The organism is Microbacterium sp. LRZ72 (assembly GCF_033792225.1).
GTDB lineage: Bacteria > Actinomycetota > Actinomycetes > Actinomycetales > Microbacteriaceae > Microbacterium.
Window position 1 is genome coordinate 427,830 of sequence record NZ_JANGEX010000002.1, and the last position, 17,387, is coordinate 445,216.

The following is a 17,387-nucleotide window of genomic DNA, read 5'->3' on the forward strand; positions in this document are numbered from 1 at the left end:
ATGCCCGCCGTGATCTTCTGGCTGCTCGCCGCCATCGCCGTGGCGGCCGGCGTCGCGGTGTTCGTCGTGAATTCCATGGCCCGCGCCACATACGCCCTCGCGGCGTCGTTCGTCGCGGTGGGCGCGCAGGTGCTGCTGCTGGACCAGAGCTATATGGGCCTGCTCGTCATCCTCATGATGGTGATGGAGATGGCGATCATGGCCCTGTACATGGTGATGCTCATGGGCATGAATCCGGCCCTCATGCCCATGAGCATGCGGCACAGCACCCGCACGGCGCTGATCGTCTCGGCGGCCCTGTTCGTCGCCCTCGCCGCCGGCATCCTGCTCATGAGCTGGCCCGAGCGCGCGGGGGTGCCCGCCACCGACGTCACCGCGGCTGCCGGCGACGCCGTGATGGAGTCGAAGATGCTCGTCATGCTCGTGATGAGCCCGATCATGGTCGCGACGATCGTGTCGGGTGTGGTGATCGCGCACTCGCGCGGGCGGTACGACCGCTTCGGCGACGACCTGACGCAGCGGCCCGCGCGCGACCCGGAGCCGGGCGGAGTGGGACGGGGCCGGACAAGACGATGACCCTGCAGACCGTGCTGCTCGTCGCCGCCGCGCTGTTCTGCGTGGGCCTGTTCGGCGCGCTCTCGCAGCAGGTGATCGTGATGGTGATGATGGGCCTCGAGCTGATGATCAACGGCCTCATCCTGGCGGCGGCCGGGGTGTGGTGGTTCCTGGCGCCCGAGCCGACCGGCCAGGTGCTGCTCCTCGTCATCGTCGCCGCGATGACGCTCGAGATGGCGATGGGCTTCGCGATCGCGACGCTGGTGCATCGCCACCGCGGCACCGACATGACCGACTCGGCCACGGAGCTGAGCGGATGACCTCGGCCGGCGCGCTGCCCCCCGCTGGACTTCTGCTCTGGGCGCTCGTCGCTGTCCCCGCCGTCGCGGGGGTGCTGCTGCTGGTGCTGCGGCCGCCGCAGCGCGTCGCCACCGCGGCCTCGATCGGCGCGGCGGGCGTCGTCGTGATCCTCGCGGTCGCGGCGGCGCTGACCCGGCCCGCGGCATCCGCCCCCTTTCTCGCGCGCATCGACCTCGCGCTGCGCGTGGATGCGCTCGCCGCCGCGTTCCTCCCCGCGATCGCCGCAGTGACGCTGCTCGTGCTGGTCTTCACGATCGGGTCGCGGATGCCGGCGCCCGCACGCTTTCACGGACTGATGCTGCTGTTCGCCGCCGCCGCCCTCGTCACCGCGGTCGCAGCGAACCTCGTGACGTTGCTGTTCGCCTGGGAGGTCATGGGCGCCGCCTCGTACGCCCTGATCGGCTTCCGCTGGTGGGAGCGGCGGCGGGTGTCGTCCGGACTGACGGCCTTTCTCGCCACCCGCACCGCCGACCTCGGGCTCTACGCCGCCGCCGGTCTCGCCGTCGCCGCCGGCACCGGCATGGCATTCGCCGATCTCGCCGAGGCGCCGCCCGGATGGCGCGACGCGATCGCCGCGGGGATCGCGCTGGCCGCGCTCGGCAAGGCGGCGCAGCTGCCCTTCTCGTTCTGGCTGTCGCGGGCGATGGATGGGCCGAGCCCCGTGAGCGCCCTGCTGCACTCGGCCGCGATGGTCGCTCTCGGGGCCTTCCTGCTGCTGCGGATCGTGCCGCTGCTCGAGGTCACCCCCGCGGTGGCGTGGACCGTGGCGTGCATCGGGATGGCGACGGCGGTCGCGCTCGGCGTCGTGGCGCTGGCGCAGGACGACCTGAAGCAGCTGCTCGCCGCCTCGACGGCGTCGCAGCTGGGCTTCGCGGTCTGCGCCGCGGGCCTCGCCGCCACGGCGGCGGGAACGACCCACCTGCTCGCGCACGCCGCGACCAAGGCGGCGCTGTTCCTCGCCGCGGGCGCGTGGCTGGGCGCCCTCGGCACCAAGCGCTTCGCCGGGCTGGCCGGCGCTGCCGCGCGCTGGCCGGTGATCGGATGGTCGTTCACGGCGGCCGCGCTGACGCTCGCGGGCGTTCCCCCGCTGGCGCTGTGGTGGACGAAGGACGCGGTGCTCGCCACCGCGCTGCAGAGCTCGCCGGCGCTGTACACCGCCGGGCTCGTCGCCGTCGCGCTCACGACGGCCTACGCCGTACGAGCGCTCGCGCTGATCCGACGCCCCCGCGGCGAGGCGGCCGAGCGCCTGCGCGACGAGGAGGAGCCGGGCAGCGGCCGGGTGCGACCCGCCCAACGCGTGGCAGTGCTGACGCTCGCCGTCGCGGCCGTCGCGCTGATCGCACCCGCGACGCCTGCGCTGATGCGCCCGCTCGCCGAGGCGGTCGGCGGCGTGCTCGCCGAGCCCGGCCCGGCCGGCATGCTCGCCACCGCCGTGCTGGCCATAGCGGTCGGCGCGGCCGTGGCCGTCGCGGTGCGCCGGGACCGGCTGCCGACCCCGGCATGGGCGGCATCATGGTCGCGATCATGGCTGGGCCTCGAGCGCGCCGCCCACGCCGGGCTCATCCGCCCCGTGCTCGCCTCCGCGACCCTGCTCGCCCGCTTCGACGACCGGGTGATCGATCGCGTGCCCGACCTCGTCGCGGCGGGCGGGCGGCGCCTCGGCACCGCCACCGCGCGCACCGACGACGTCGTGGCGGACGGCGCGGTGCGGCAGACGAGCCGGGGCGTCGGGGGGCTCGCCCGACTGACGCGCACGGTCGACGATCGCGGGGTCGACGGCACGGTCGACGGCTTCGCGCGCGGCGTCCGGGCCGTGGGCCACCGCTCCCGCCGGGCGCAGACCGGTCTGCTGCATCAGTACTACCTTCAGGCAGTGGTCGCCCTCGCCGCCGCCGTCGTCATCGTCCTGCTTCTCCTGACCTTGGGATGAACATGCTCAGCATTCTCGTCTTCCTGCCCCTCGCCGCCGCCGTCGTGCTCGCGGCCATCCCCCGGGTGAGCGACCGCGCGGCCCGCTGGACGTGGGTCGCCATCAGCGCGATCGAGGTCGTGCTGGTCGCGGTCGCGTGGGCGTTGTTCGACCCCTCCGAGACCGGGCTGGCGTTCGAGGAGCGGACCCCCTGGATCCCCGGCGTGGACAGCTCTTACCACCTCGGCGTCGACGGGCTCTCGCTGCCGCTGATCGCGATGACGGCCGTGATCTTCGTCGCGTGCGCGCTCTTCGCGCTGCGCGAGCGGCGTCGTCCGCGCCAGCAGGCCGCGCTGTTCCTCTTTCTCGAGACGGTGAGCATCGGCGTCTTCGTGGCGCAGGATCTGCTGCTGTTCTTCGTCTTCTTCGACCTGTCGATCGTGGGCATGTACTTCGCGATCGCCGGCTGGGGGCATGGCCGGCCCGGCAGGTCCGCGCTGAAGTTCTTCATCTACACCTTCCTCGGGTCGCTGGCGCTGCTGCTCGGCTTCATCGGGCTGTACGTCGCGGCCGACCCCCACACCTTCGACATCCCGCAACTGGTCGCGGCGCAGCCCCTCGACGGCGGCGCCGTGGGGACCGCCGTGCTCGCGGCGATCTTTCTGGGGCTCGCCATCAAGACGCCGACCGTGCCCTTTCACACGTGGCTGCCGCCCGCCCACACCGACGCGCCCACGGTCGGGTCCGCCATACTGGCCGCGGTGCTGCTGAAGATGGGCACCTACGGCTTCGTGCGCATCGCGATGCCGATCCTGCCCGAGGCGTGGCGGGCCTGGGCGCCGGTGATCGTGGCAATCGGCGTGCTCTCGGTGCTCTACGGCGCCCTCGCGGCACTGGGTCAGACCGACCTGAAGCGCACGATCGCCTACACGTCGGTCAACCACATGGGCTACGTCGTGCTCGCCCTCGGCGCTGTCGGCATCGTGTCGGCCGATGCTGACGCACGTCGCCTGGCCGCGGCCGGCGCCGTCACCCAGATGGTCAGCCACGGGCTGATCACCGGCGCGCTGTTCCTGCTCACCGGCGTGCTGCTGCGGCGGGCGAACACCTACCGGATGGACGACTTCGGCGGTGTCGCCCGCGCAGCGCCCCGGTTCGCCGCGCTCTTCGCGGTGGGCGCGTTCGCCTCGCTCGGACTGCCCGGCTTCTCGGGATTCATCGCCGAGTTCCAGATCTTCGTCGGCAGCATCGCGGCCCTGCCCGTCACCGCGATCGCGCTGCTCGGCATCCTGCTCACCGCCGCCCTGCTGCTGCGCGCCTACCAGCGCGTCTTCACGGGAGAACCGGGCGAGCGGTCGGCGGCGGTGACCGACACGACGCGGTCGGAGTTCTGGTCGGTCGCCCCGCTGCTCGGACTCTCGGTGCTGATCGGCGTGGTGCCGGTCGTGCTGCTCGCGGTGATCGACCCCGCGGCCGCCACGCTCGTGGACCTCGTGGGCGGGTAGCCGGTGGACCCCCTGCTGCTGCTCCCCGAGCTGCTCGTCTTTCTCGGCGGGCTCGGCGTGCTCGTGCTCGGCTCGTTCCTGCCCCGCCGCCGCCAGTGGATCGGCCGCGCCCTCGCGGCGGCCGCCCTCGTCGCGGCGATCGTGACAGCGGCGGTGGCGGCGACGGACTCCCCGCCCTCGGCCTTCTCGGGCACCTTCGCCCTCGATGCTCTGACGCACGGCGTGCGGATCGTCGCCCCGGCGGCCGCGCTGCTCGTGCTCGGCCTGGCCGGCGACGAGTGGGCCGCGGATGCCCGTGAGAGCGAGCTGTACGCCCTGCTGCTGTTCGCCACGACCGGCGCACTCGTGATCGGCGGCGCGGCGGACCTGCTCGTGCTGATCTGCGGATTTCTGCTGACCAGCATCCCGGTGTACGGCCTGCTCGGACTGCGCGGGGGCGCGCTGCCGGCCGAGGCGGCGATGAAGACCTACCTGCTGGGTGCGATGTTCGGCATCGTGCTGATGGGCGGCGTCACCCTGCTCTACGGCCTCGGCGCCACGACGGTGTACGGCGAGCTGCCCGCCGCGCTCGCCGGTGCACCCGTCGCCGTCGTCGCCGTCGGCGCACTGGGGGTGCTCGCGGGTCTGCTGTTCGAGGCGGGGGCGGTGCCCGCCCACTTCTGGGTGCCGGATGCCGCATCCGGCGCCACCGGCACGGTCGCGGCCTTCGTGACCACCGTGCCGAAGATCGGCGCGCTCGTCGCGGTGCTCCGCTTCGTCGATGCGCTGCCCGGCGCTGCGGTCTGGGGTGCGCTCGTCGGCGTGCTCGCCGTCGTGACGATGCTGCTCGGCAACCTGGCCGCCTACGCGCAGCGCGATCCACGCCGCCTGCTCGGGTGGTCGACGGTGGGGCAGGCGGGCTTTCTGCTCGTGCCGGCCGCGGTCGTTACGCCGATGGCCGTGCCGGCGCTGCTGATCTACCTCGCCGCATACGCGCTGGCCAACGTGGGGGCGTTCGCCGTGACCGTGGCGCAACCGCGCGCCCGGCAGCTCGGCGATTACCGGGGCATGGCGCGCCGGCGCCCGTGGCTGGCCGCCGCCCTGCTCGTCGCGCTGCTCGGGCTCGTCGGCACGCCCCCCACCGCCGTGTTCGTCGGCAAGCTCGCCGTCTCGGCTGCGGCGTGGGCGGGCGGAGCCGCCTGGCTGGCCGTGGCGCTGCTCGCGACCACGGTGCTCAGCCTGTTCTACTACCTGCGCTGGCTCGCGCCCGCGTTCCTCGCGGCCGACCCCGGCGCGGAGGACGCCGGCGCCGGGAGCGAGCACGACCCGGCGACAGCCGAGACAACGCGCTGGTCCACGGCAGTGGCCATCGTCGCGGCAGCCGGAACGCTGGCGGCCGGCATCGGCGCCGGGCTGCTGTGGTCCGCTGTCACAGGCGGCACGATGCCCGGCGGATGAGGCTCGCCGCGCCGGTCAGCCGCCCGTGGCGAGCTTCTCGGCGATGCTGCGGACCTCGGCATCCGGCGCGGTCACGCCCACCTGTCCCATGCGCTCGCGCAGCACCTGTTCGATCGCCTCAGCGTCTTTGTGCCCGACGTCCGCGCGGGTCTGCTCGACGATGCCGGCCAGACGCGCGGTGTCGTCGGTGGGATGCGTGTCCATCGCGGGCTCGGTCTGCTCACCGGGCCGCGGAGCGGGAGTGTTCGGGTCGGCGGGTTCGTTCGGCGTGTTCGACATCATGATCCTTGTTCGGAGCGGTCGTCCTCGTGGATGAGGTCCGGGTCGGTGTCACCACCCGGCGAGGTGGTCTCGACATCCTGCGAGGGGGCCGCGCCCGACTCGGCGTCGCGCTCGTCGCCGTACTCAGACCCGGGCTCGACACCGTACGCGTCGGTGAGTTCCGGAGACCCCTCCGCCTCGCGGCTCTGCTCGGCCGTCTCGTCGTCGGCGATCGCGCCGCTCTCCCAGCCGCCGGGCGGGTCCGCGTCGATCACGCCCTCGGGCAGATCGGCGCCGCCGTGGTCGTGGCGATTCGTCATGGCACCCTCCTTCTGTCTGCTCCCACTCTGCCGCCTCGGCGGGCGTCAGGCGAGGGGCTTGACGAGGCGCGGCCGCCTCTACAGCTGCCGGTCGCCCTGCTCGCGGCCCTCGTCGCGGTCCCTGCGCACCTGCTCGGCGAGCACCTGCCCGCCGCTTCGCAGCAGCGCCCGCCGCCAGGGCAGCACCCCCTCGATCTCGATCTGGATCGACATCGACAGCACGGTGCGGATCAGCACGATCAGACCGAGGATGAGGGCATCCTCCATCGAGGGCTTCGACGTGATCGTGCGGATCAGATCCGCGGCCACGAGGATCTCGAGCCCGAGCAGGATCGCCGCACCGAGCGTGGTGCGCAGCACCTGATAGGCGTCGTGGGCCCCCTTGCGCCGCCCGAGCGCACGCAGCCCGAGGACGAGCGCGATGAGAAAGCCGACGATCATCGCGATGGCGCCCGCGGCCTCGAGTCCGACGGCGACGGCGGTGAATACGTGCTCCATGTCCACGCGGTCAGCCTAGAGGGGGCGACCGCTCGCGAGCGCTACGCGGATCTCTTCTGGAGGATGCCGCGGCGCTCGGGGTGCGCGTCGAACCACTCGGCGACGTACCAGCATACCGGGATCACCTCGCGCCCGCCCGCGGCCTCGAGCTCGGCGACGGCGCGGTCGACGACCTCGCCCGCGTAGCCGTTGCCCCGGAAGGCGGGGTTCGTGTACGCGCGCGTCATGGCCACGGTTCGGCCGTCGTCGCGGTAGTCCAGCGCGCTGACGAGGTCGTCGCCGCGGCGCAGGGTCCAGCGGGAGGCATCCCGCTCGTTCTCGAATGTCAGCGAAGTCACCACGGCAGACTAAACCCGCCCGCCGGGAGTCGGCCGCATCCACGCGAGCGTCGACGACCTCATGCCGGCATCACCCGCGTGCGGGCCAGTTCGCCGTACCAGCGCCCGGAGTCCTTCACGGTGCGCTCGAGGGTGTCGAAGTCGACCCGCACGATGCCGAAGCGCTTGGCGTAGCCGTAGCCCCACTCGAAGTTGTCGAGCAGCGACCACACGAAGTAGCCCCGCAGATCGACGCCCGCCTGCAGCGCGCGGTGCGCGGCGGTGAAGTGGCGCCGCAGGTAGTCGAGCCGCTCGGGGTCGGGCACGGTGCCGTCGGCGGCGACGGTGTCATCGAACGCCGCCCCGTTCTCGGTCACCATCAGCGGCTGGTCGGGGAACTGCTCGCGCAGCGACAGCAGCAGCTCCTCGAGCCCCTCGGGGGCGATGTTCCAGCCCATCGCGGTGTGCGGGCCGGGCTGCTCCACGAACTCGACGACCTCGCTGCTGCCGGGCCACGCTGTGCCACCCGCCGCCGCCTTGTGGCCGTCGTTCTGCTGCCGGGGCGAGACCCCGTCCCACAGGCGCACCGTCGCCGTGGAGTAGTAGTTGACGCCGAGCACATCGATCGGCTGATTGATCGTCTCGAGGTCGCCCTCGTGCACGAACGACCAATCGGTGACGGATGCCGTGTCCTCGAGCAGGTCGTCGGGATACGCCCCGCGCAGCAGCGGTCCCGTGAAGGCGCGGTTCGCGAGTGCGTCGATGCGGCGGACGGCCTCGGACGCGCCCTCGCCGCGGCTGTTGGGCAGGCCGCGCAGCACATGGAAGTTCAGGGTGATCGAGTACTGCGGGTCGCCGGTCGACGTCGCCCGCAGCGCCTGCACGGCACGCCCGTGCGCCAGGTTGAGGTGGTGCACGGCCGCGAGCGCCGCGGCCGGCTCGCTCCGCCCGGGCGCGTGTCCGCCCTGGCCGTACCCGAGGTACGCCGAGCACCACGGCTCGTTGAGGGTGGTCCAGGTGTGCACGCGGTCGCCGAGGGCGGCGCCCATGATCTCGGCGTACCGTTCGAAGGCGTCCGTCGTCGCGCGCGCGGGCCAGCCCCCGGCATCCTCGAGCGGCTGGGGCAGGTCCCAGTGGTAGAGCGTCGCGACGGGGCGGATGCCGCGCTCGAGCAGTCCGTCGACCAGCCGCGAGTAGAAGTCGATGCCGGCCTGGTTGATCGCGCCGGTGCCCGTCGGCTGGATGCGCGGCCACGCGATCGAGAAGCGGTAGGCACCGAGGCCCAGCTGCTGCATCAGGTCGAGATCCTCGTCGAGCCGGTGGTAGTGATCGCACGCGACGTCGCCGGTGTCTCCGTTCCACACCTTGCCGGGTATCCGGCTGAAGGTGTCCCAGATCGAAGCCCCCCGCCCGTCCTCGTGTGCGGCGCCCTCGACCTGGTACGACGCCGTCGCCGACCCGAAGGTGAAGTCCTCGGGAAAGACGAGGCCCGAATCGCGGTAGTCCGGGTTGCCCTGTCGCTGTGTCGTCGTCATTGCGTCACTTTCGCTCGATCGACTCACCGTAGCGCCGAACGCGTGCGCACACTGGGCGTCACCGTTTGACACGCCCCGACGCATTCCGTCATAATCGGCCGCATGATCGATGACGCACGCCCTGTATCCGCCTGGGAGGCGAACGGGACTGCCGGCATGATGGTTGCCGGCCGCGTTGTTGTGTGTTGTCGAATGTGTCGCTGACCGATAGCCCCGCCCTGCTCTGTCACCGCGTCGAGGACGCCCCGAACATGAGCACCCGAGCCCCGTCGGCCTCCGACTCCGGAGCGACCGCGGACGTCTCGCACCCGGCATCCCGCCGACAGCACGCACGATCTCAGAACCGGTCTCGGTTCACTTCCCTTTCGAGGACACCATCATCATGTCGACTCCCACCTTGCTCGAGCGCCCGACCTCCGCTCCCCGCCTTCGCCCCGTGACCCACCAGCCGAGTCCCCACACCCCCGCCGTGACGCCGTCGCTGCCGACGCCGGCCCCCGCGACGCGCGCCGATGCGACCGGCGGACCCGCCCGCGAAGCCGCAACCGAGAACTCCGATGCCGCCGCGCGCACCGGTCGAGCCGTGCCCACGGGCTCGGCACCACGCGGCTTCGCCCTCTACGTCGGCATCGACGAAGACAAGGCCGCCGCCGCCGGCGTGAGCCTCGGCACCCTCGTGGAGGCCCTGCGCCGCACGCTCGGTGAGCTCGCCCCCGAGGCCGAGACCTACGCGACCGTGGCCCTGGCTCCGTCCGGCTCGGGCGGACGCGACGTCGATGTCGTGCGACTGGCGCTGCATGAGCCGAGCGCCGTCGCCCGCGCGCGACCCACCGCCGAGGACGACGAGACCCAGACGGTCGGCGTCGTCGTCGACATCTCGCGCAAGAAGGTGCTGCTCGACGGCGAGAGCGCCGGGTTCACCTACAAGGAGTTCGAGCTGCTGCAGTACCTCGTGCTGCGCGAGGGCCGCACCATCGAGCGCACCGAGCTGGTCTCGTCGCTGTGGTCGGCCTCGGACGACGACGAAGCGCCCGGAGAACGCACCATCGACGTGCACGTGCGGCGCCTGCGGGCCAAGCTCGCGCGCTACGAGGACATCGTGCGAACGGTGCGCGGCGTCGGCTACCGCTTCGACCGGCACGCCGACGTCACCATCCGGTACGGACACGGCACCCCCTCGCCCGACCGCTTCTGACCCGGCATCGAGCTGTCGGCACGCTGTCGGAACGGCCGCGTAGGGTGTCGGCATGACGTCGACCGCGGATGCCGCACCGGCCCCCGCGCGAACCCGCGATCCACGGCCGGCACACGCCGCTCCGATCGAGACGGAGTACCGGCCGCGGCATCCGCTCGAGCTTCGTCGCGTCGTCGGGATCCAGCGTCGAGGGCGGAACGATCCCGCGTTCATCGTCGACGGGGCCGTGCTCTGGCGCGCCAGCCGTACCCCGGCCGGCCTCGCAACCCTGGCCCTGCGCGAGGTCGCCCCGAGCGTCATCCGGGGTGCGGCGTGGGGCCCGGGCGCGGAGTGGGCGATCGATCAGCTGCCCGAGCTCTGCGGCGCGGCGGACGATCCCGGCTCGTTCGATCCCGGCATCCACCCGCTCGTGCGTGAGGCGCACCGCCGCAATCCCGGTCTTCGGCTCGGGCGCACCGGGCTGGTCTTCGACACCCTCGCGTGTGCGGTGCTCGAGCAGAAAGTCACGGGCCTGCAGGCGTTCGCCGCGTGGCGGCGGCTGCTGACGTGGTACGGCGAGCGAGCTCCGGGGCCCACGCCGGTGCCGATGTTCGCGCCGCCGACCATCGAGGGGTGGCGGCGGATCCCCTCCTGGGCCTGGCATCGGGCGGGCGTCGAACCCCCGCAGTCGCGCACGATCGTCACTGCAGCACGCATCGGCGCGCGGATCGAGGCGGCAGCGGCCGCCGCGGCGACGGGACCGGACCGCGATCGGGCGATGACGCACGTGCCGGGCATCGGCGTGTGGACCGCGGCCGAGACCCGCATCCGCGCCCTCGGCGACCCGGATGCCGTCAGCGTCGGCGACTACCACCTGGCGCACCAGGTGGGGTACGCACTCACCGGCCGCCGGGTCGACGACGACGGGATGCTGCGCCTGCTGAGCGCATGGCCGGGCCACCGCCAGCGCGTCATCCGGCTGCTGGGCGCCAGCGGCATCCGCGAGCCCCGCCGCGGGCCGAGGCTGGCCCCCGAGGATCACCGCGGGCGCTGAGCAGCCGCCGCGACGTCAGCGCACGGACTGCGTGCCGCCGAGGGGCACGGATTCCACGACGGCCGCCGCATCGTCCTCGACGATGATCGCCTGATCGTCGGCGATCGGCTCGAGATGCAGGCTGCCGCCGTACTGCGCGCGGATGCGGTCGAGTCGCTCCATGGCGTCGGCCCCGGCATCCGCGTGCGGGATCGGCACGACGCCGAGCAGGTGCAGCCCCTCATCGGACGCGCGTTCCTGCACGCGCTCGTGGTCGTGCATCGCGGTCATGGGCGCGATGTCGGGACCGACCACGACCGCGCCCGCGCCGGCGCCGAGGTAGACCAGGCCCGCGTCGAGCAGACCGGGCAGCATCTCGGCGAAGCCGGAACGGCGCAGTCGCCCGAGCAGCACGAACGGATTGCCCTCGGCGACGAAGACGGCGTCCAGGTCGCGGAGCGCCCGGGCAAGCTCATCGCCCGACAGCGCGTCCAGATCGACATCGACCATCTCGTAGCCGATCCAGGCGAGCGTCGCGCGCTGAGCGTCGGCGACGGCACGCTCGTCATCGGTGTCGACGGCGGCGGACACGAACCCCATCCGCACCGCGCCCGGGTGCCGCTGCACCCGGGTATGCACGAAATCGGGGACGGCTCCGAACCCCCGCGACAGAAGCAGCAGGTGGCGAGACATTGGCATCACTCTCCCCCACCCACTCAACATCACATGGCGGCGAGGGGCAATGCCGAAACGCACCTCCACCCCGGTTGCGGCTGCACTTTTCGGCGCGGGCGGCGGCGATAGCTGCCGCCGCCACCGGAAAGTGCAGCCCCAGCGGGAGGACGGGCCGGGGACGCAGAGCCGGGGCCGGGGCCGTAGGCTGGCGGCATGACGCAGCGCACCTCCTGGCCCCGTGGACGCTGGACCTGGCTGCTCGGCACCGTCGGGCTGCTGGTGGCCGGGGTCATCATCGGCGTGGCCCTGCAGAACTGGCTGCTCGGGCTGACGATCGGCGTGATCGTCTCGCTCGGATGGCTGCTGGCGTACGAGTCGTGGCGCGGCCGCAACGTCGGCGTGAACGACGACGACAACGGCATCCAGCTCTGACGGGCCCGCGCCGCGAGAGAGCAACGCGGCGCGAAGGTAGGTTAGCCTAACCCGCATGACGTCCTCCGCGCCGAACCCGGCATCCTTCCGCCTCGTCCGCACGCCGATCGACCTGCGCTTCCGCCGGGCGGCGCTGTTCTCGCGCGAGTGGATCACGCCGCACTACGTGCGCGTGCAGCTGCGCGGCGACGACATCACGGGTTTCACGTCACTCGGCAGCGACGACCACCTGCGCATCTTCCTGCCCGAGGGGCCGGCCGAGACCGTCGAAGAGCTGCGGGCGTCGCCCAGCCGCGAGTACACGCCGCTGCAGTGGGGCGAGGGCTGGCTCGACCTCGAGTTCGTGGTGCACGGCGACCAGGGTGTCGCGGGGCGTTGGGCGGCGACGGCTCCCCTCGGCGACCCGATCGGCATCGGCGGTCCGCGCGGCTCGATGGTGATCGAGGGCACGCCCGACGCCTGGTTCCTGGCCGGCGACGAGACCGCCGTGCCCGCGATCCGTCGCTTCGCGGAGCAGATGGGCGAGGATGCCGTCGGCCGCATCGTCGTCGAGGTGGCCGATCCCGAGCACGAGATCACCATCGATGCCCCGGCGGGCGTGCCCGTCGAGTTCGTGCACCGCGGTGATGCCGCGCCGACTGCGGCGCTCATCGCACGCCTGGATGGGATCGGCGCGGAGGACCGGCCGGAGGGCTCCGTGTTCGGGTTCATCGCCGCCGAGCAGGCCGTCGTGAAGGCCGGACGCGCCCTGCTCCTGGAGCGCTGGGGGCTCGATTCCGACGGCATCGTCGTGAAGGGCTATTGGAAGCGCGAGACCGCCGAGTACCACGCCCCGCACTGAGCCGCGGAGCGTCAGCCGGTCAGCGCGGACGGGTCGACGGCGAGGATGCGGTCATCCCCCGGCCGGGGCTCACCCCGGCCGTCGGTGTTGTTCGTGACGATCCAGAGCGCCCCCGCCGGGCCTTCGACCGCGGTGCGCAAGCGCCCGTACTCCCCCGCCAGATGCTCGGCGGCCGTCGTCGGCTCGTCGACCGGAACCGTGCGCAGCACGCCACCCCGCAGGTTGGCGATGTAGATCGTGTCGCCGATGATCGCCATGCCCGAGGGACTCGCGGCATCCGGGCGCCACTGCTGCACGGGATCGATGTACCCGGCGTCCGCGCCGCCCTCGCCCTCGACCTGCGGCCACCCGTAGTTGCCGCCGGGTTCGATGAGGTTGAGCTCGTCCCACGCGTCCTGACCGAACTCGGTGGCGAACAGGCGCCCGTCGTCGGTCCAGTCCAGACCTTGCACGTTGCGGTGCCCGAGGCTGTAGACCGGAGAGCCGGGCTCGGGGTTGTCGTCGGGGATGCCACCCTCGGGTGTCAGCCGCAGGATCTTGCCGGCGAGACTGTCGGGGTTCTGCGCGGCGCCCGCCTCACCGGCATCCCCGGTGGTGACGTACAGCATGCCGTCGGGGCTGAAGGCGATGCGGCCGCCGTTGTGGATGCCGGCGCGGGGCAGGCCGTCGATGATGGTCTCGGGCGCGCCGAGGGTGCGGGTGCCGGGCTCTCCCTCGAGCGGATAGCGCTGCACCCGATTGCCGTCCTCGGCGGTGGAGTAGACGTAGAGCGAGGCGGCGTCCGGGCCGGTGGCGATGCCGAGCAGACCGCCCTCGCCATCCGCGACGACGCCGTCGACCACCGCGACCTCGCGCACTGCGTCACCGGGGACAACCTCGAGGATGCGGGCGGAATCGCGCTCGGACACCAGCGCACTGTCGCCGATGACGGCCACCGACCACGGCGCGGCGATTCCCGTGACGACGTCGGTCGGCTCGGCCGGCAGCGCGGGCGAGGGCGAGGCGGATGCCGGGGGCTCGGCGACCACCGTCGGCGTCGGGGCGGGCGCGACATCCGCGCCGCAGCCCACAAGCACGAGCGCGGCCGTCGCCGCTCCCGCCGTGCGCAGCATCCGGCCTCTCATGCGCCCACGGTACCCGCCCCCGCGCACCGCAGGAGGCCGCGCGGTGCCGCCGGCTCAGCCCGTGATGTCGCGGCGGCGCAGCGCCCAGGCCGCCCCCGCCGCCAGCGCGAGCGTCAGCACCCAGAGCGCGGCGAGTCCGGCCGGGTCGGCGCCGTCGGCCAACGGTGGACGGTGGTACGCCCAGGCATACGGCGAGGCCGCCCGCAGCCACTCGGCGTCCGGCGCCTGGTTGGCGAGCGCGTTGAGCACATATCCGAAAACGGCGACCCCCGCACCCGCGGCCATCGCCCACACTCGCCGGCCGGTCAGCGCGCCGACGAGCAGCGCCAGGATGCCGGAGAGCGCGGTCAGGCCGACGAGCGCCGCGGTCGCCCCGACGATGCGGGCCGGTTCGATGCCCAGTTCGGCGGGGTCGTTGAGCAGCGCGACGACGACGCCCGCGAAGATCCCCAGCCACGCCAGGCGCAGCAGCACCGCGCCCGCGCCCTGCAGCGCGTAGGATCCGCGACCGAGCCCGTGCGCGAGGTCGAGCTCGAGACGCCCGGACTCCTCGGCCCCGGCGACCGCGGCAGAGCCCCACGAGATCGCGGCTATCGTCATGAGCAGAAAGCCGATCAGTCCGTAGAAGGTGCCCTGCGCGTACCCGGCGCCCGTGCCGATCTGGTCGTAGCCGAGCGCCGAGACCAGCTCGGCCGGCAGGCTCTCGATGATCTGCTGCATCTGACCGTCGCCGCCGATGCTCGGGAACAGCGGCAGGTACATCAGCAGCACCGCGGCGACACCGACCGTCCAGGCCAGCAGCGCCCGCCACGACTCGCGCAGCGAGCGGCGAAGCACCGGAACCGCGCTACGCACGGGACACCCCCTCGCCCGACGGGCCGGAATGCCGGGTGCGATCGCCGTAGAGCCGCAGCACGGACTCCTCGAGGTCGGGCTCCTCGACCGTCAGCTCGGCGATGCGGTGGCGCGCCAGCACCTTGATCAGGGGGTCGATCTCACCCTCGACCGTGGTTGCGACGCGGGCCGCGCCGCCGGCATCCGCCTCGACGACGAGGTCGCGCAGCTGCGGGAGCGCGGCGAGGTCGGGGCGCAGGTCGTCGACGCCGACGTCTGCGACAACGGCACGCACGCGGCGGATCGCACCGAGGCGCAGCGAGGCCACGTCGCCGCGTGCGACGATCGATCCCGCCGCGAGCACCGCGACCTCGTCGGCCGCCTGCTGGATCTCGCTCAGCACGTGCGAGCTGAGCAGCACGGTCTGCCCGGCCTCTCGAGCCTCGCGGACGAGCTGCAGGAACTCCCTCTGCACGAGGGGGTCGAGGCCGCTCGTGGGCTCGTCGAGCACGAGCAGTTCGGGATCGTGCATGAACGCCTGCACCAGGCCGAGCTTCTGCTTGTTGCCCTTCGACAGCATTCGCACCGGCCGCTCGAGGTCGAGCCCGAGGCGCTCGGCCAGCGCATCGATGCGGCCGGGGGCGACGGGACCCGAGACGCGGGCGTAGAACTCGAGCGTGCGCCGGCCCGTGGTTCGCCCCTCGAGCCGCAGTTCGCCGGGCACGAAGCCGATCCGCCGGCGCAGCGCCGGCCCGCCGGAGCGCGGCTCGTGATCGAGCACGAGCGCCCGCCCGGATGTCGGACGGATGACGTCGAGCAGCATGCGCAACGTCGTCGTCTTGCCCGCGCCGTTCGGGCCGATCAGGCCGAAGACGCTGCCGCGCTCGACACTCAGATCGAGCGAGAGCACGGCGGGGTGATCGCCGAAGCGCTTGGTGAGATCCTCGGTGACGATGGCGGGACTCATGGCCCGCTCCTTTCTGGCCGGTGGAGAGCGTCGCGGGCGGCGGACAGCAGGTGGTCGTCGGCGTAGATCCCCTGTGTGAACAGCTCGAGCACGGGCAGGGTCGAGCGCGCCATGAGCTCGGGCGTGAGGGTGTCCTCGCCGAACGCGCGCGCCAGCTGCCGGCGCATCAGAATCGGCGCGATGCCGTACAGCGTGACGTACGCGGCCGTCATCTCGGGGTCGTCGAGCTGTCGCAGCAGACCGGCATCCGCCTGCTGGTCGAGCATCTCGCGCGTGCCGCGATAGAGGGCGTCGAAGAGCTCGTCGGCGGCGGGGCCGTCGTCGACGAGCATGCGGGCCAGGTAGTCCAGGTGCGGCATCCGCCCCTCGACGTCCTCGAGCGCGGCGCGCATCATGGCCGACGCGGAGGCGCCCGTGAGGCGCTCCTTGTCGGCCATGAACGACCCGACGACGAAGTCGTCGCACGCAGAGCGAAGGCCGTCCTTGCCGCCGAAGTGATGCACGACGAGCGCGGGGCTGACGCCGGCGTCCTTCGCGATCTCGCGCAGGCTCGCCCCCGCGAACCCGCGGCGTCCGAACGCGACGATCGCCGCGTCGCGGATGCGGGCTCGCGTGGTGAGGTCGTCGCCTTCTGAACGCATGTTCAGAACATTAAACGTTTGTTCAGCAGGGCGCAAGACCTACCCGACCGAGGGCCGCCGGGCGCACGATTGCGGCGTCAGAACTCCTCGTGGGTGTCCGGGTTGCCGTCCCACAGCCGGCCCCGCTCGAGCGCCGAGATCGCGGCGACCTCGTCGTCGCGGAGGGAGAACCCGAACACGTCGGCGTTCTCACGCTGCCGCTCGGGGTCGGCGGACTTCGGGATCGGCGTGCTGCCCAGCTGCACGTGCCAGCGCAGCACGATCTGCGTCGGCGTCACACCGTGGGCTTCGGCGAGCTCGCCCAGCACCGGCTCGGTGAGAAGCTCGCTGCGGCGTGCGAGCGGGCTCCAGCTCTCGGTGCGGATGCCGTGCTCGGCGTGGAACGCCCGCAGCTCGGCCTGCGGAAAGTACGGGTGCAGCTCGACCTGGTTGACGGCGGGCGTCGCGCCGGTCTCGGCGATGACCCGCTCGAGCATCGGGGCGGTGAAGTTCGACACCCCGAGCGAGCGCACGAGCCCGCGCTCGCGCAGATCGAGCATGCCGCGGAAGGTGTCGACGTACTTGTCGACGCGCGAGTTCGGCCAGTGGATCAGGTAGAGGTCGATGCGCTCGAGGCCGAGGCGCTCCAGCGACTCCTGCGCGCTTGCGATCACCTCGTCGCGGCCATGGTGGCGCCCGGGCACCTTCGTGGTGACGATCAGGTCGTCGCGATCCACCGAGCTGCGCCGCACGGCCTCGCCGACCTCGGCCTCGTTCTCGTAGTTGACCGCCGTGTCGATCACGCGGTAGCCGCTCTCGATCGCCGCGACGATGGCGTCGATGCCCTCCTCGCCGCGCAGGTTGTAGGTGCCGAGTCCGAGCCCGGCGAACCGGTGACCGTCGTTCAGGGTGATGTCGGGGATCGTGATCATGTCCCCCATCCTGCCCCGGGTCGGCACTGCGGCGCAGAGGCTTGACGCGCGGCGGGCA

At 72.6% G+C, this 17,387-nt stretch carries 20 protein-coding genes; 9 read left to right on the forward strand and 11 right to left on the reverse strand.

Features of this window, described 5'->3' with window-relative positions:
- Genes M4I32_RS04545 through M4I32_RS04565 form a run of 5 tightly spaced genes read left to right on the forward strand, consistent with a single transcriptional unit; the run spans position 1 to position 5,766 of the window.
- Positions 1 to 576 carry an NADH-quinone oxidoreductase subunit J gene (locus tag M4I32_RS04545; RefSeq protein ID WP_319033298.1) on the forward strand — a complete coding sequence of 192 codons (576 nt, stop codon included), beginning with the start codon at positions 1 to 3 and terminating at the stop codon, positions 574 to 576.
- Positions 573 to 875: an NADH-quinone oxidoreductase subunit NuoK gene (locus M4I32_RS04550; protein WP_319033299.1), complete on the forward strand. Its 303-nt coding sequence runs from the start codon at positions 573 to 575 to the stop codon at positions 873 to 875. Before M4I32_RS04545 ends, M4I32_RS04550 begins: the two co-directional genes overlap by 4 nt.
- A complete protein-coding gene (locus M4I32_RS04555) occupies positions 872 to 2,845 on the forward strand; it encodes a proton-conducting transporter membrane subunit (protein WP_319033300.1) in 1,974 nt (657 codons plus the stop codon). The genes M4I32_RS04550 and M4I32_RS04555 overlap by 4 nt, the downstream gene beginning before the upstream one ends.
- A 2-nt stretch (positions 2,846 to 2,847) precedes the next feature.
- A complete protein-coding gene (locus tag M4I32_RS04560) occupies positions 2,848 to 4,329 on the forward strand; it encodes an NADH-quinone oxidoreductase subunit M (protein ID WP_319033301.1) in 1,482 nt (493 codons plus the stop codon).
- 3 nt (positions 4,330 to 4,332) lie between these two features.
- Positions 4,333 to 5,766 carry an NADH-quinone oxidoreductase subunit N gene (locus tag M4I32_RS04565; protein WP_319033302.1) on the forward strand — a complete coding sequence of 478 codons (1,434 nt, stop codon included), beginning with the start codon at positions 4,333 to 4,335 and terminating at the stop codon, positions 5,764 to 5,766.
- Between the two features lie 15 nt (positions 5,767 to 5,781).
- Here the strand turns inward: M4I32_RS04565 and M4I32_RS04570 are convergent, their stop codons facing one another.
- From M4I32_RS04570 to M4I32_RS04590, 5 genes are all read right to left on the reverse strand, one after another.
- Positions 5,782 to 6,045, reverse strand: coding sequence for a hypothetical protein (locus tag M4I32_RS04570; protein ID WP_319033303.1), 264 nt, complete (start codon positions 6,043 to 6,045; stop codon positions 5,782 to 5,784).
- Positions 6,045 to 6,347: a hypothetical protein gene (locus tag M4I32_RS04575; RefSeq protein ID WP_319033304.1), complete on the reverse strand. Its 303-nt coding sequence runs from the start codon at positions 6,345 to 6,347 to the stop codon at positions 6,045 to 6,047. The genes M4I32_RS04570 and M4I32_RS04575 overlap by 1 nt, the downstream gene beginning before the upstream one ends.
- Positions 6,348 to 6,425: 78 nt before the next feature.
- On the reverse strand, positions 6,426 to 6,845 hold the full coding sequence (locus M4I32_RS04580; protein WP_319033353.1) for a DUF1622 domain-containing protein: 420 nt from the start codon (positions 6,843 to 6,845) through the stop codon (positions 6,426 to 6,428).
- Between the two features lie 41 nt (positions 6,846 to 6,886).
- Entirely contained in the window at positions 6,887 to 7,183 is a 297-nt protein-coding gene (locus tag M4I32_RS04585) for a GNAT family N-acetyltransferase (protein ID WP_319033305.1), read from the reverse strand.
- A gap of 59 nt (positions 7,184 to 7,242) precedes the next feature.
- Positions 7,243 to 8,697: a GH1 family beta-glucosidase gene (locus M4I32_RS04590; RefSeq protein WP_319033306.1), complete on the reverse strand. Its 1,455-nt coding sequence runs from the start codon at positions 8,695 to 8,697 to the stop codon at positions 7,243 to 7,245.
- A gap of 382 nt (positions 8,698 to 9,079) precedes the next feature.
- On the opposite strand from M4I32_RS04590, the gene M4I32_RS04595 reads away from it, so the two are divergent.
- Both M4I32_RS04595 and M4I32_RS04600 read left to right on the forward strand, forming a co-directional pair.
- Positions 9,080 to 9,892: a winged helix-turn-helix domain-containing protein gene (locus M4I32_RS04595; protein WP_319033307.1), complete on the forward strand. Its 813-nt coding sequence runs from the start codon at positions 9,080 to 9,082 to the stop codon at positions 9,890 to 9,892.
- A gap of 52 nt (positions 9,893 to 9,944) precedes the next feature.
- Positions 9,945 to 10,925 carry a DNA-3-methyladenine glycosylase 2 family protein gene (locus M4I32_RS04600; protein ID WP_319033308.1) on the forward strand — a complete coding sequence of 327 codons (981 nt, stop codon included), beginning with the start codon at positions 9,945 to 9,947 and terminating at the stop codon, positions 10,923 to 10,925.
- 15 nt (positions 10,926 to 10,940) lie between these two features.
- On the opposite strand, the gene M4I32_RS04605 is transcribed toward M4I32_RS04600, so the two are convergent.
- Positions 10,941 to 11,597, reverse strand: coding sequence for a Type 1 glutamine amidotransferase-like domain-containing protein (locus M4I32_RS04605; RefSeq protein WP_319033309.1), 657 nt, complete (start codon positions 11,595 to 11,597; stop codon positions 10,941 to 10,943).
- A gap of 195 nt (positions 11,598 to 11,792) precedes the next feature.
- On the opposite strand from M4I32_RS04605, the gene M4I32_RS04610 reads away from it, so the two are divergent.
- The gene (locus M4I32_RS04610) at positions 11,793 to 12,011 is read left to right on the forward strand and encodes a hypothetical protein (protein ID WP_319033310.1); all 219 of its coding nucleotides are present in this window, start codon (positions 11,793 to 11,795) and stop codon (positions 12,009 to 12,011) included.
- Positions 12,012 to 12,066: 55 nt separating this feature from the next.
- A complete protein-coding gene (locus tag M4I32_RS04615; protein WP_319033311.1) occupies positions 12,067 to 12,852 on the forward strand; it encodes a siderophore-interacting protein in 786 nt (261 codons plus the stop codon).
- Positions 12,853 to 12,863: 11 nt separating this feature from the next.
- On the opposite strand, the gene M4I32_RS04620 is transcribed toward M4I32_RS04615, so the two are convergent.
- The 5 genes from M4I32_RS04620 to M4I32_RS04640 form a co-directional block, all read right to left on the reverse strand.
- Positions 12,864 to 13,976, reverse strand: coding sequence for a PQQ-dependent sugar dehydrogenase (locus M4I32_RS04620; RefSeq protein ID WP_319033312.1), 1,113 nt, complete (start codon positions 13,974 to 13,976; stop codon positions 12,864 to 12,866).
- Between the two features lie 54 nt (positions 13,977 to 14,030).
- On the reverse strand, positions 14,031 to 14,831 hold the full coding sequence (locus M4I32_RS04625) for an ABC transporter permease subunit (protein ID WP_319033313.1): 801 nt from the start codon (positions 14,829 to 14,831) through the stop codon (positions 14,031 to 14,033).
- The gene (locus M4I32_RS04630; RefSeq protein ID WP_319033314.1) at positions 14,824 to 15,777 is read right to left on the reverse strand and encodes an ABC transporter ATP-binding protein; all 954 of its coding nucleotides are present in this window, start codon (positions 15,775 to 15,777) and stop codon (positions 14,824 to 14,826) included. The genes M4I32_RS04625 and M4I32_RS04630 overlap by 8 nt, the downstream gene beginning before the upstream one ends.
- Complete coding sequence (locus M4I32_RS04635) at positions 15,774 to 16,418, reverse strand: TetR family transcriptional regulator (protein ID WP_319033315.1); 645 nt, start codon at positions 16,416 to 16,418, stop codon at positions 15,774 to 15,776. Before M4I32_RS04635 ends, M4I32_RS04630 begins: the two co-directional genes overlap by 4 nt.
- A 77-nt stretch (positions 16,419 to 16,495) precedes the next feature.
- Positions 16,496 to 17,329, reverse strand: coding sequence for an aldo/keto reductase (locus M4I32_RS04640; protein WP_319033316.1), 834 nt, complete (start codon positions 17,327 to 17,329; stop codon positions 16,496 to 16,498).
- Between the last annotated feature and the right edge of the window lie 58 nt (positions 17,330 to 17,387).

Coding starts and splice junctions, on each gene's coding strand:
- M4I32_RS04560 (WP_319033301.1), top strand. CDS start 2,848: ATGCTCAGCATTCTCGTCTTCCTGCCCCTCGCCGCCGCCGTCGTGCTC.
- M4I32_RS04605 (WP_319033309.1), bottom strand. CDS start 11,597: ATGTCTCGCCACCTGCTGCTTCTGTCGCGGGGGTTCGGAGCCGTCCCC.
- M4I32_RS04630 (WP_319033314.1), bottom strand. CDS start 15,777: ATGAGTCCCGCCATCGTCACCGAGGATCTCACCAAGCGCTTCGGCGAT.
- M4I32_RS04550 (WP_319033299.1), top strand. CDS start 573: ATGACCCTGCAGACCGTGCTGCTCGTCGCCGCCGCGCTGTTCTGCGTG.
- M4I32_RS04615 (WP_319033311.1), top strand. CDS start 12,067: ATGACGTCCTCCGCGCCGAACCCGGCATCCTTCCGCCTCGTCCGCACG.
- M4I32_RS04590 (WP_319033306.1), bottom strand. CDS start 8,697: ATGACGACGACACAGCGACAGGGCAACCCGGACTACCGCGATTCGGGC.
- M4I32_RS04600 (WP_319033308.1), top strand. CDS start 9,945: ATGACGTCGACCGCGGATGCCGCACCGGCCCCCGCGCGAACCCGCGAT.
- M4I32_RS04580 (WP_319033353.1), bottom strand. CDS start 6,845: ATGGAGCACGTATTCACCGCCGTCGCCGTCGGACTCGAGGCCGCGGGC.
- M4I32_RS04640 (WP_319033316.1), bottom strand. CDS start 17,329: ATGATCACGATCCCCGACATCACCCTGAACGACGGTCACCGGTTCGCC.
- M4I32_RS04595 (WP_319033307.1), top strand. CDS start 9,080: ATGTCGACTCCCACCTTGCTCGAGCGCCCGACCTCCGCTCCCCGCCTT.
- M4I32_RS04570 (WP_319033303.1), bottom strand. CDS start 6,045: ATGTCGAACACGCCGAACGAACCCGCCGACCCGAACACTCCCGCTCCG.
- M4I32_RS04555 (WP_319033300.1), top strand. CDS start 872: ATGACCTCGGCCGGCGCGCTGCCCCCCGCTGGACTTCTGCTCTGGGCG.
- M4I32_RS04620 (WP_319033312.1), bottom strand. CDS start 13,976: ATGAGAGGCCGGATGCTGCGCACGGCGGGAGCGGCGACGGCCGCGCTC.
- M4I32_RS04575 (WP_319033304.1), bottom strand. CDS start 6,347: ATGACGAATCGCCACGACCACGGCGGCGCCGATCTGCCCGAGGGCGTG.
- M4I32_RS04610 (WP_319033310.1), top strand. CDS start 11,793: ATGACGCAGCGCACCTCCTGGCCCCGTGGACGCTGGACCTGGCTGCTC.
- M4I32_RS04545 (WP_319033298.1), top strand. CDS start 1: ATGCCCGCCGTGATCTTCTGGCTGCTCGCCGCCATCGCCGTGGCGGCC.
- M4I32_RS04635 (WP_319033315.1), bottom strand. CDS start 16,418: ATGCGTTCAGAAGGCGACGACCTCACCACGCGAGCCCGCATCCGCGAC.